General features: G+C 45.8%; 10 protein-coding genes. All 10 read right to left on the bottom strand.

Annotated features, from left to right (window positions below; genetic code table 11):
• Positions 1-66: 66 nt before the first annotated feature.
• The 10 genes from ACTNEW_RS05655 to rfbA all read right to left on the bottom strand — a co-directional run bounded on the left by ACTNEW_RS05655 (position 67) and on the right by rfbA (position 13,223).
• Entirely contained in the window at positions 67-1,500 is a 1,434-nt protein-coding gene (locus ACTNEW_RS05655; protein ID WP_441058854.1) for an ArnT family glycosyltransferase, read from the bottom strand.
• Positions 1,501-1,506: 6 nt separating this feature from the next.
• Positions 1,507-2,349, bottom strand: coding sequence for a dTDP-4-dehydrorhamnose reductase (gene rfbD, locus ACTNEW_RS05660; RefSeq protein ID WP_441058856.1), 843 nt, complete (start codon positions 2,347-2,349; stop codon positions 1,507-1,509).
• 57 nt (positions 2,350-2,406) lie between these two features.
• Positions 2,407-4,854 carry a glycosyltransferase family 2 protein gene (locus ACTNEW_RS05665; RefSeq protein ID WP_441058858.1) on the bottom strand — a complete coding sequence of 816 codons (2,448 nt, stop codon included), beginning with the start codon at positions 4,852-4,854 and terminating at the stop codon, positions 2,407-2,409.
• Positions 4,851-7,361, bottom strand: a complete 2,511-nt coding sequence (locus tag ACTNEW_RS05670) for a glycosyltransferase (RefSeq protein ID WP_441058860.1) — start codon at positions 7,359-7,361, stop codon at positions 4,851-4,853. Before ACTNEW_RS05670 ends, ACTNEW_RS05665 begins: the two co-directional genes overlap by 4 nt.
• 1 nt (position 7,362) lies before the next feature.
• On the bottom strand, positions 7,363-8,673 hold the full coding sequence (locus ACTNEW_RS05675; protein WP_441058862.1) for a hypothetical protein: 1,311 nt from the start codon (positions 8,671-8,673) through the stop codon (positions 7,363-7,365).
• Positions 8,674-8,675: 2 nt separating this feature from the next.
• On the bottom strand, positions 8,676-9,599 hold the full coding sequence (locus tag ACTNEW_RS05680) for a class I SAM-dependent methyltransferase (protein ID WP_441058864.1): 924 nt from the start codon (positions 9,597-9,599) through the stop codon (positions 8,676-8,678).
• 9 nt (positions 9,600-9,608) lie between these two features.
• Positions 9,609-10,862: an ABC transporter ATP-binding protein gene (locus tag ACTNEW_RS05685; protein ID WP_441059067.1), complete on the bottom strand. Its 1,254-nt coding sequence runs from the start codon at positions 10,860-10,862 to the stop codon at positions 9,609-9,611.
• Between the two features lie 104 nt (positions 10,863-10,966).
• Complete coding sequence (locus ACTNEW_RS05690; RefSeq protein ID WP_441058866.1) at positions 10,967-11,782, bottom strand: ABC transporter permease; 816 nt, start codon at positions 11,780-11,782, stop codon at positions 10,967-10,969.
• Positions 11,783-11,791: 9 nt separating this feature from the next.
• The gene (gene rfbC, locus ACTNEW_RS05695; protein WP_441058868.1) at positions 11,792-12,343 is read right to left on the bottom strand and encodes a dTDP-4-dehydrorhamnose 3,5-epimerase; all 552 of its coding nucleotides are present in this window, start codon (positions 12,341-12,343) and stop codon (positions 11,792-11,794) included.
• A 1-nt stretch (position 12,344) separates the two neighbouring features.
• Positions 12,345-13,223, bottom strand: a complete 879-nt coding sequence (gene rfbA, locus ACTNEW_RS05700) for a glucose-1-phosphate thymidylyltransferase RfbA (protein WP_441058870.1) — start codon at positions 13,221-13,223, stop codon at positions 12,345-12,347.
• Positions 13,224-13,239: the final 16 nt, after the last annotated feature.

Below are 13,239 nucleotides of genomic sequence, written 5' to 3' on the forward strand. Positions count from 1 at the left end.
ATAGGCTTTTTTATATTGCAGGAAAACGAGAAGCACTTTCCTGTGTTACGAAAAATACAGCTTCTGTCACGCTGCATACGCCGGAATAATCACCCGCAGATAAACAAGGACAGCTCCCAGAATCCACAGACCGGACGAAATACGATAAAACCAGATCCGTATCTTCTCATTCTTCACAAATCGTTCCAGCAGTTTTCCATATCCGCACGCAGCAAAATACATGACCGGATAAACAGCAGACATGATATATCTTCCCTGTGCCTGATTATCGTTAAAATACGCATAATCAATAAACAGAATCACCGGTGTGACCAGCGAAGCCAGCATCATCAGATTAAAAAATCCTTTTTTGCTCCATTCCCGTGAACAGCGGACCGTCTTGATTTTTACTTTTTCTCCGTTTACAGATGTTTTCTGAACCGTTACGCTTCTTCTGTGCCAGTAAAATTCCCGGATCATCAAAAGCACACCCAAAATACCAACAGCCACAAACAGAATATAAATCTTACTTGCTGTCTCCGGCATGTAAATATCAAATTTTCCAAACAGACCGATAAAGCTTACCACCACCATAACCAGCCAGTTGTGCGGCCAGCCTGGATCCTGATACAAGAAAAAATCTTTCAGACTCCATCCCAGTTTGGCAGGAGTCACATGAACGGACGGCTTATAGGCATCTTTGGCATACAGCTCCGCGCACAGGGTACTGGCGTTTCGCCCCAGAATATCCCCGTCATAAATCACATAGTTCCGGACAAACCACCATCCTGCCAGAAGAATCGTGATGCCTGCAATGACCAGACCTCTGGAAAACAGAAATTTCCAGCGTTCTCTCACCGGTTTCTCCATGCACAGCAGAACCGTCAGACAGAAGAAGAAAAAGCTCCACAAAATCCATCCATACGCATTATAGTAGGACAAAAAACAGATTCCCATTCCAACAGCAAGCAAAACACAGTTTTTCCAGCTCCATCCTTCCTCCAGATAACATACCCACGCATAAAGAATGACTGCTGCCGCCATCAATGCAAGGGAATCTGTATTTACATACGTTCCCATGTACAGGAATCCAGGCATAAAAATCACCAGGCTGCTGAAAAACAGTCCCTTTTCTCTGCCAAACAGTTTTTTTCCTGCCTGAATCACAAACCACGCTGCTATGGTAATAAACATCACATCCGCCAGACGAGCCGCATGAAGCAATACCATTTCGGAAGTGCTGAAAATTCCCGCAATCCACATAAATACGGCAGATATCATATAGGACAGAATCGGATAAAATGCATACGAAATTCCCCAGGTTGCATTGCGGATGGATTCTTCCTCGCCATGAGGAAGCTTTCCCGGATGCTCATAGAGATACTTCGCCACATCATAACGCATGGGTTCGTCCGGTCCTCCTCCTTTCGGAGCAGTCAGAGACCATGCCAGTACCAGAAGAAATACCAGGGCAAGCATCCCCCATTCCGGAGCCCTCTCCTTATTCCATATTTTTTTCATAGGCAATTACATAATCTCCTTCAAATAACGGGAAAGTGCATCCTGCCAGGAAGGCAGGCGTTCAAATCCCATTTCCTCCAGTTTGTCTTTATTCATCCGGCTGTTGTGCGGACGTTTTGCCTTAGCCGGATATTCCTCGCTGGATACCGGCAGCACGGTTACCTGTTTTCCTGCCTGACGGAAAATTTCCTTTGCAAATTCATACCAGGAGCAGAGTCCTTCATTGGTCGCATGATAACGGCCATATTTTTCTGTCTCCAGCATATCCACCAGGAGCCGAGCAAGATCATATGTGTATGTAGGAGATCCCACCTGATCATCCACGACCGTCAGAGTATCATGATTTTCACTGAGCTTCAGCATCGTCTTGATAAAGTTTTTCCCGTTCACGCCAAATACCCAGGCAATACGGACAATATAGTATTTTTCCAGATATTTTTCTACGGCAAGTTCGCCCTCATATTTCGTCTGGCCGTATACATTGAGCGGATGACGCTCATCATCCGGTTCCCATGGTCTGGTTCCTTCGCCGTCAAACACATAATCCGTACTAAGATAGATCATGGGCAGATCCAGTTCTCTGCACATTCTGGCAATATTTTCTGTACCCTGGGCATTGACCCTGCGGCAGAGTTCCGCCTGATCTTCCGCTGCATCCACAGCGGTCCACGCAGCACAGTGTACTACTTTGTCCGCATGAGCCTCCCGCATAACATGCTCCACAGCTGATGCATCTGTAATATCCATCTCTTCTACGTCCACACCAATGCCTTCATAGCCACGCTTCGCAAGTTCATTCATCACATCATGGCCAAGCTGTCCCTTCACTCCGGTTACCAGTACTCGCATATCTTTTCCTCACTTTCTGGTTTCACAGTATACGCTGTGCGATTATTTCAAAATTTATTACAGTCTTTTCAACGAAAAGTCCTGACTGCTCAGTGTCAAATTCGGATTATAATACGGATCCGGCTTTGTAAAAATATCCGGCCAGTGAGATTCCAGTGTCGCAATTTCCCTGCCGAAACGTTCCTTCTTCTCCGGTGTATCTTCCAGTCCTCTGGATTTTGACTCGTAATGATAAAGTTCCGCATACGGATTGTAGACCACCAGGTATCCCGCATCTCTGACTTTCAGACAGAAATCAATATCATTAAATGCCACTGCCAGATCGGAGCTTAAACCTCCTACCTGGTCAAATACCGCTTTCTTTACCATCATACACGCAGCCGTTACCGCACTGTAATCCTGCGCACAGATAATTCTGTGACAATAGCCTGTATTGCCCCTCGGCTGCTGAACAAAGCAGTGTCCCGCAATTCCGCCGAAACCAAGCACCACACCTGCATGTTGGATCGTATCATCCTCATAGTAAAGTCTTGCACCCACAATTCCCACATCCGGACGCATACAGTAGCCCAGAAGCTCTTCCAGCCAGTCTGCATTGATCACTTCTGTATCATTATTCAGAAGAAGCAGGTAATCCCCTTTTGCATAAGAGGCTCCAAAATTATTGATATCCGAATAATTGAACGGGCCCTCCCAGTACACAACATGCGCTTTTGGATTTCTGGCTTCCAGTTCTTTGTAATAAGCAAAGGTACTTTCCTCTGTGCTGTTATTTTCGATAATGATGTATTCATAATTTCTGTAGCTGGATTTCTCCTCAATCGAAGAAATGCATCGTTCCAGATCATCAATATGATCTTTATTCGGAATCAGGATGGAAATCAGAGGATCATAATCCCGGATATATCTGGTACGGTACAATCCCAGAAATTCCCCCGGATAAACTTCCGCCTTCACACCAATCCGGTCAAAATGTGCCTGTACTGCGTGCTGTCCTGCATCAAAGGCATACAGCTTGCTCTCCGGATTTTCGGCAGTAGAATCCTGATGGCTCCTCCAGTGATAGAGAATTCTCGGAATATGGCAAATGTGGCTGGTTGCCTCCACACAACGGAAAATAAAATCATAATCCTGTGCGCCGTCAAATTCCGGCCTTAACAGCCCTACCCGATCCACCAGTTCTTTTTTGGCTACAAACAAATGACAGATATAATTTACCGTACAGAGAAGATCCAGATTAAAATCCGGTTTGAAATGCGGAAGGAAGAATTTATCTCCCTGGAAAGACATTTTGTCTTCGTCCGAATACAGCACCTCAATCTGAGGATCTGCATTAATGGCTTTCACGCACTCAAAAAAAGCGTCCGCAGTCAATACGTCATCATGGTCTCCGAATGCAATGTAATCACCGGTGGCAATCCCGATTGCCGCATTGGTATTTTCCGCGATACGAAGCGGGGAATCATGAGAGATGACTTTAATACGTGCATCTTCCTGCCGATATTTCTCAAGCAGGTCTTTCAGCGGAGAATCCGCCCCGCTTCCGTCAGACAGACACAGTTCCCAGTTGGAATAGGTCTGATCTTTCACAGATGTGATCAGTTGTTCCAGGTATTCCGGCTTTGTTTTATAGAGCGGGACTACGATACTGATCTTTGGCGAAAAATGAAAGACTGTTTTTCTCTGTTTCTCCAGTTCTGAAGTGCTTGGAAGATGTTTCGGAAGCCATTTGCTGTATTCCACAGGGCGGTTCCGCATCTGGGCTACTTTGCGTATACTTTTCACTGCAAGTGCCTTCATCCCGTGTGCACGTAAATAATCCATACCGCGTTTCTGATATTTACGTGCTTTTCCTGCCAGAATTTCTCCCACACCAAGTCCCATTTTGTGAACAGATTTGGTCCCGTCCGCAGCACGCATGACTGCGTAGAGATATCGGCCGTGAATGTTCGAAAGCTCCGCAAAAAAACCGCACTCTTCTTCCACCGGGCATTCATAAAACATGTCTACAACATCTTTTCTGCTCATTTTCTGAATTCGGCAGTCAACAGGCTGTTTCTTATCATCAAATATTTTCACAGTTACAGGAGAAGATGCCGCTGCCCATCCGTAAATACTTGCAATTCCCGCCCTGCGGTCTACTTTTTCTTCCTCAATATAATACTGCGGTCTGCCTCTTCTCTTTTGCAGCTCCTTTACATTGATCCGGAACCAGGATTCTTTTTTTCCTTCAAAAACGGCAAATACTTCCAGCTTTTTGTATCCGTCCAGATTTTCCGGGAGCGTCACCAGAACCTCAACCCGATGCCCTCCGATCAGTTCCCCGTCCTGAAAACGCTCCATGGCACTTCTCGCTATTTTTTCTTCCAGAGATGCCTCCAGCCGCACTCCGTCCAGCCACGCCTCAATGGTATCCTCCTGCGGAAGAACTCCGCAGATGGAATACCTGCAGGGATCATTCAGATAAAATCGTTCTTTTTCTACCTCATATAATTGCTGTCTCATGCTTTGCTTTTTCCTTTCACATGCTCATGGGCCTTCCGAAGAGAACAGTCCGCCGTCATCAGACTCAGATTGGGATTGTAATAAGGATCCCCTTTTTTCAGAAGTCCCTCATACCGCTCCAGAAACCTGTTGATTTCTTTCTGGAAACGCTCCTGTTTATCCGGCGTTGTTTCCAGCCCTCTGGATTTGGATTCATAATGATAAAGCTGGGCATCCGGTTGGAACACCACAAGTTTCCCCAGTTCCCGGGCTCTCAGACAAAAATCCACATCATTCAGTGCCACGCCAAATCCCTCGTCCAGTCCCTGAAGTTTCTCAAAAACCGAACGTTTCACCATCAGACAGGCCCCTGTCACAGCACTGATATCCTGTGCCGTTTTGAGTCTTCCCATATATCCGGTCGCATTTCTGCCAATGCCGGAAAGAATATGGCCGGCAAACCCTCCGATGCCGATCACCACACCTGCATGCTGCACAGTATCATCCGGATAAAAAAGCTTCGCTCCGGTAATCGCCACATCTTCTCTCTGGCAATATCCCAGCATCCGCTCCAGCCAGTCAGGTGTGATCACTTCCGTATCATTATTCAAAAGCAGCAGATATGTTCCCTCTGCAAAAGAAGCACCAAAATTATTGATTGCTGAATAATTAAATTCTCCCTCATACGTCACAACTCTGATATTGCTGTATCGCTTCTTCAGTTTCTCATAATATGCAAAGGTTTCTGTCTGCTCACTGTTATTTTCTATAATAATGATCTCCACATTTTTCCAGGTACTCTTTTCCTGGATAGAGGAAATACATTTTTCCAGATCCTCTCTGTGATCTTTATTCGGTATCAAAATGGAAACTTTCGGATTGCCCTGCACGATAAATCTTGTCCGGTACACAATAAAAATTCCTGTAAATTCCACCTCTGCTTCGATTCCCAGGCGACGGTAATGCTCCATCAATGCTCTGGCACCGGCATCGACCGCATACTGTTTGCTGTCCTGATTGCCAGCCGTCGAACCTTCATGACTGCGCCAGTGATAAAGAACTCTTGGAATATGACGGATCTGGTCGGTCTGCTCCACGCACCTCAGAAGGAAATCATAATCCTGTGCACCGTCAAATTCAGCCCGAAGCCCTCCCACACGCTCCATCAGATCTTTCCGTATCACCACCAGATGACAGATATAATTGATACAGCGCAGATAATCGATGTTGAAATCCGGTTTGAAATGCGGATAAATACATCTTCCGTTTTCGTCGATCAGATCTTCATCTGTATAGATCATCTCTGTGTCAGGATAGTCCCGGATGGTACATGCGGCAAGATACAGGGCATCCGGTGCGATCACATCATCGTGATCCGCAAAAATAACAAAATCCCCCTGCGCCATGGCGATTGCTGCATTGGTATTGCCGGCGATTCCCGTATTCTCCTCCAGATGCTGATAACGAATGCGGGACTCGTTTCCATAATTTTCTTTCAGGTATTCCCCAATCGCTTCGTCACTGCTGCCGTCCGCAAGACAGAGTTCCCATCTCCCGTAACTCTGAGCGACCACAGAATCCACCAGAATCTTCAGATAAGGAAGCGGTGTATGATACAGCGGCACCACAATGCTGAACAATGGTGGATTTTCAAATACGGTTCCCGCCTGTTTTGCCAGTTCTCTTCTGGTTGGGCGATGCTTTTTCTCATAATAGGCATAGGATTCTGTATAACTGTTGGACTCCTCCATCACAAAGTCCAGAAATCCCCGGAGTCCTTCTTCTTTCAGAATCTCCAGATTTTTTTCTTTATTGGCTCTGCCAAGTGTCTTCATCACACGGACAATCCGGGTATTGTCCCTGTCAAATTTATACATATCAATGACTTCTTCTCTGGAAGTTACAGGATTTCGGAAACAAAAGCGCAGCTTTCTTCCCCGGATTCTGTTTCTTGGAATATCAATGGAAAAACCATGACATTTTTCCAGCGGTACATGAAAATGCTCCTGCAGGTCTGCCCGACGCACATCATTCCACTTCACCTCCGGTATGGGATTTCCGTTTTCATCCAGAAATTCCGTTTCCAGTTCTCCGCACAGATTGATGCACCAGCCCTGGATATGAACCTGATCCAGACTGCGCTCCAGAATCTCCAGATTGTAACGGATCGTGGACTGATAATATTCCTCCCGTACTTCCTTCATCTCTTTCTGAACAACCGGCAGCGTCTCACGTCCGCAGCAGATCCGCACACGCAGGGAATCAGCCAGAGAAAATACCTGTTCCAGATTTGGTATGCGGATCTCAAATCCCGCATTATCATCTTCAAAAGGGATATCTGTCCTTGCTGCGACCACATCACGTCTTACCTGGCGGGTCATGCTGCATTCCAGCGGAATATGGTCAGCCCGCACCTGTACTGCAGGTTCCTCCTCATATCCCACATACATCCATCCCCGCAGGACACAGGTACCATTCTTATTCAGCTCATAATCACAGGTATCCAATACTACAATGTGGTCATCCATGCTATTTTTTCCTCTCTGCCATATTTCGATATTTCTGGTACATTTTCCAGACTTTTGTATTTTTCATATCACGGATCAGCCGACTCTGCTGCTCCACTTTTCTCTCCAGCTCCCGGTTTTCTTCCGCAAGTTTTACGACCTGCTTCATCAGATCCCTGGAAGCGCCATACGTTTTCAGAGAAATTTTCATTGCTCTGGTTCCGGCTGTTACAGGGATTTCCGCCACATTCGGATCATCTTTGGCAATATAGATCCACTCTCCCGCCTGTACGCCTTCCGGAATCACACATCCGTCCATGGAAGGTTTCTTCCCGTCCATCGTCAGTTCCCGAATATGAACGGCACATGCCTGCTCTCCCGGATCAATGCGAAGTTTTGTACATCCTTCCGGAATTTCAATCGTATGCTCTGCCTCTCCGTTTTCCATGGGAAGGGTCAGCGAATGCTCTTCTCTGTAACTGTTTCCATAGGAAAAGAACACCTGCAGCTGTCCTCTGTTAACTGTCTGTACCGTATTTACGCCAGGTGTGATATAACGGAACATTTCCCTCATGGGAACATGGCTTCCGGTAATATACTCCTGAAAATGAAGTTCCATCTGCTCAAAGGCGCTAACCTGCTCCATGGTAATACCAAATTCTCTGCACAATTTCTCAGAGCCAAGAACACTTCTCACTTTATGAGTATCCACATAATAATGAATGATCCGGTATAACACATACTGACACGGAACAGGGAAATCAAATGTCCATTCATAATCCAGCACTGTAGAAATCACTCGGGAATCACTGCCGGAAATTTCTGTATTTCCTGCCTCTGACCCGGCAGGAATTTCTGTCAGTACCAGATTCGCACATACCATATCGATATTCGTCACAGATGCACCAGTCAGTCCCTTCGGAAGCATCTCATCTCCAAACACCCTGACAAACTCTTCCGTTTTGCGGAAAGGCTCTCTGTCATAAATCGTTTTCACACGGGAAAGATACTGACAAAGCTTTTCTTTTGCTTCCTCCACCATGCCCTTTTCCAGAAGTTCATCCAGAATTTCCTCCAGAGTTCTTCCTTCCAGATATTCCAGGTGCACGCCGTCTTCCTTCGCTTCACATCTGTTGCAGCAGAGAGAAACCATCCGATACATTTCCTCCAGTTTCTCATACCAGAGCGGCAGCCTGTTCACATGTTCTCTGCCTTCCGGGTAAGGCGCCGTTTTCCTCACAAAACGTTCCCTGCCATCCTGCAGAATATCTGTACGGATGGCAAAGCTCCGACTTCTCTCATTGGAATATTTCGAAAAAATAATCTCAGCCATCCTTACTCCTTCCTTTCTGCCAGCACCAGAAACGAATTGGAAAACTCCGGAAACAGCCCGCTGTCAACCAGAGTATCATACACTCTCGGTTCATCAAAAAGCTGCATCCTCTCCCTGTCAAAATTGCAGAAATTATCCCGAAGTTCTCCCTTCTTCGGCAGATATTCATCCGAATAAATCGTCATGGGGAATTTATAATCCGGATAAGGATAATAAAATTTCGTTTCAAAATCCCCGGCACTTTCTATCAGATCCTTCAGTTCTTTGCGGGAAAATGTTTTCACTCCACTTGTATTGGGATAACCCTCAAGACCCTCAAAGTACGTTCCCACATGATCCTCCGTACAGCCTGCCCAGTACTTCAGTCCAAGCCGGTTTTCGATAGCGATCACCAGTCTTCCGCCCGGCTTCAGATGCGTGGAAATCCTGCGGATCATTTCTGTATAGGGTTCTCCGGTTCCGATATATCCTTCGGAATATTCAAACACGCCGATCAGCGTGATATAGTCAAATGTCTGATTCAGGTTTTTCTCGATATCCTGAAAATTGCCGACCATGATCCGGATATTGTCGTAGTCCCGGTTCCGATAAGCATTGATGGTACTGCGCATTCTGGAAAGCTCAATACAGGTCACATCTTTGGCTTTTCTTGCCAGTGCACCTGTGATGGCACCGCATCCGGAACCGATTTCCAGCACATGATCCTCTTTTCCTATTGGAAGCCATTCCAGGATATTCTGTCTCACATGGGAAAAATGATACAGTACAGACCAGTCTTTTCTCTCTGCGATCACCTGATTCAATTCTTCTTCCCGATAGTTTTTTGCAATTTCCAGAAGCACTTCTTCAATCGGGCCGTCGCTGTACAGATCCTCTCCGGGATAGTACGTGTAATCCAGTTCTACATTTCCGATTTTTTCCAACATATCCCACTCCTACTCTTTTGCAGTGACTTTTCTGTCCGGTTCCGGCTCTTCTACGGAAACCTCTGAATTCATATCAAAAAATCCCACGGTGTTCTTCGTGGAAACAACCGTAATATTGCAGGCATCGTACAGCCGGTGGAACACAGTGAATTCCCCGTTCCGGTATCCGGTACAACCGAAGGAAAGCAGATATTCTCCGCCCTGAAGATCCATTTTCTGCTGAAATGTCACCACGCATTCTCTTCCTGCATCCGGATGCTCCACAAAAACCTCCTCATACATGGTATTGGTTCCCGTGATTTCTGTACCCTGAATGTTCTTAAAGGTATAAGCCATAATCGGCTGCTGAATCGTTTCATGGAAATGCACTTTCATCTTGATCTGGAATGTGCTTCCCTTATCAATGGTATTGCTCTGGCGTCCTTTGGAATCCAGCACCACAAAATCCACAATTTCCGCCTGTTTTTCACCGTATTCCAGCGTATCCGGATTCACACGGAAGCCTTCCCGCCAGTTTTCCTGTGTTCCCGGTGCATCTTCTGCCCCTTCCGTCTGTTTCACAGGATCCTGATGTACCAGAAGCTGCTTGTACATATCCACCATCGCTTTTGGCGCACCTTCGTCCAGCATCCGTCCTTTATTCAGCAGGATGACTCTGTCACAATATTTGGAAATGCTGCTCAGGTCGTGGCTGACAAACAGGATGGTCTTGCCCTGCTCCTTGAATTCTTCAAATTTATGATAACATTTTGCCTGAAAAAATACATCTCCTACAGAAAGCGCCTCATCTACAATGAGGATTTCCGGATCAATATTGATTGCCACTGCAAAAGCCAGCCGCACGAACATACCGCTGGAATACATTTTCACCGGCTGATGGATAAAATCCCCGATATCCGCAAAAGACAGAATATCATCCAGTCTGGCATCAATTTCTTCTTTGGAAAAACCGATCATGGTACCGTTCAGATATACATTTTCCAGACCGGAATATTCCATATTGAATCCTGCCCCCAGTTCCAGAAGAGCAGATATTCTTCCATCCACAAGTACCTGACCCTCTGTAGGTGTCAGCACACCGGTAATAATCTTCAGAATGGTGGATTTGCCGGAACCGTTGGTACCGATAATCCCCACGCATTCCCCCTCATGTACATCAAAATTCACGTCATGCAGTGCATAATGCTCCCGATAACGTTTTTTTCTGGAAAGTCCCAGGGACTCTTTCAGACGGTCCGATGGTTTATCATAAAGCTTATACATTTTGGATAAATGCTGAACCTGAATGACTTTTTTCTTCTCCACTTCAAAACCTCTCTTTTTGCCTGTCCAGAGCTGTTGTTCCCGCCTCTGAACAGTCTTTCTCGTTATAATACATCTGCAAAATGAACACGCAGACGCTTGAATACCCAGTTGCCTCCGAGGAAACACAGAATGGTAAACATCCAGAAATAAAGTGTCCACAACGGACGTTCCCAGAACCAGCGCTTCATGATAAAAGAATCACGGTAACCGGAAACGACATAGTACATGGGATTGATCTGCAGTACCTTCTGAAGAACCGGATGGCCCTGCAGTGCATTTTCTGCCACCCACATGATCGGGGTCAGCCAGACTCCCACCTGAAGCCCGATATTGATCATCTGTGTCAGATCACGGAAAAAGATAACCACTGCACAGGTCGCATAACATAAGCCCAGAACCAGCAAAAATACACACAGACTGTAATAAAGAATCTGCAGATAATACAGGTCCGGCCATTTCCCGTAAAACATATACAAAATTATGGTAAACATCACGAAAAAGCCGTGTACGAACAGCGCGGAAATCACCTTCACAACAGGAAGCACACTGATATTGAAAACGACTTTTTTTACAAGATAATTATATTCAAGAAGGGCATTGGTTCCTCCCACCAGGGCATCCTGGAAGAAAAACCACGGCACAATACCTGCTACCAGATACAGGACAAAGGGAACTCCCACATTATCCATAGTCGGCTTAAATCCTACTGAAAAAACAAACCAGTATACCAGAATCGTAACAATTGGCTGGATAAATGCCCAGATGATTCCCAGATAGGAACCGGCATATTTTGTCTTAAAATCATTTTTGGCAAGTTTGAAAACCAGCCGGCGGTTTTTGTACACATCCGCCGGCAGGGAAAAAATAGTTTTCAGCATTCCTCTCTCCTATCTCCGGAAATCCTTAAAGCTGCCCCATTTCTGATCTTTTTCTGAGAAGATCAGTTCCATTCCTTCAGGAACAGGCCACTCCACTCCGATATCCGGATCATTCCAGATCAGACCGCCCTCATCATTGGGATGATAAAAATCAGAACACTTGTAAGTAAACTCCGCATTTTCGGAAAGCACCAGAAACCCATGTGCAAAACCCTTCGGGATAAAGAACTGTTTCTTGTTTTCTGCGGAAAGAATCACACCAAACCATTTTCCATAAGTCGCGGAACCTTCCCTGAGATCTACAGCCACATCAAAAACCTCACCATTCACCACACGGACCAGCTTGTCCTGCGGATAATTGATCTGAAAATGCAGACCGCGCAGTACTCCGTAACGGGAGCTGGACTGATTGTCCTGCACAAACTCCACATCAATGCCTGCTTCCTTAAAATCATTGTAATTATAAGTTTCCATGAAGTATCCGCGGGCATCGCCGAATACAGTCGGGGTAATTACCTTCAGCCCTTCGATTTCACATGTCTCTACTGTTATCTTACCCATTTTATAATCCCTCCGCTACTTCGATCAGGTATTGTCCGTATGCAGTCTTCAGAAGAGGCTGCGCCAGTTCAACCAGCTGTTCCTTTGTAATAAATCCGCGTTTATACGCAATTTCCTCAATACAGGAAATATACAGTCCCTGGCGTTTCTGGAATGCGGATACAAAGTCTGCCGCATCCAGAAGAGAGTCGTGATTGCCGGTATCCAGCCACGCAAATCCTCTTCCCAGAGTCTCCACTCTTAATGTTCCTCTTCTGAGGTATTCATTATTCACGCTTGTGATTTCAATCTCACCTCTTGCAGACGGCTTTACATTTCTGGCAATTTCCACCACATCATTGTCATAGAAATACAGTCCGGGAACTGCATAATTAGATTTCGGATGCTCCGGCTTTTCTTCAATGGAAAGCGCATGCCCTTCCTCGTCAAATTCCACAACACCATATTCTCTCGGGTCTCTTACATAATAGCCGAAAATCGTGGCCCCCTTCTCTGTCTCCGTACGGTTATATGCATTCTGCAGTACTCTGGAAAAGCTCTGTCCATAGAAAATATTATCTCCCAGAACCAGTGCCACAGCATCATTTCCGATAAAGTCCGCACCGATGATAAATGCATCGGCAAGTCCTCTCGGCTCTTCCTGAACAGCATATTCAAATTTCATTCCAAGCTGGCTTCCGTCTCCCAGCAGATCTTTAAATACGGGCAGATCCCTTGGTGTGGAGATAATCAGAATCTCCCGGATGCCTGCCAGCATCAGCGTGGAAAGCGGGTAATATATCATCGGCTTATCATAAACCGGCATAATCTGTTTGGAAATCGCCTTTGTCAGCGGATATAATCTTGTTCCTGAACCTCCTGCAAGAATAATTCCTTTCATGGAACTCCTCCTTATG

Origin of the sequence: Blautia sp. HCP3S3_G3, assembly GCF_052063365.1 — a bacterium.
Taxonomy (GTDB): Bacteria; Bacillota; Clostridia; order Lachnospirales; family Lachnospiraceae; genus Blautia_A.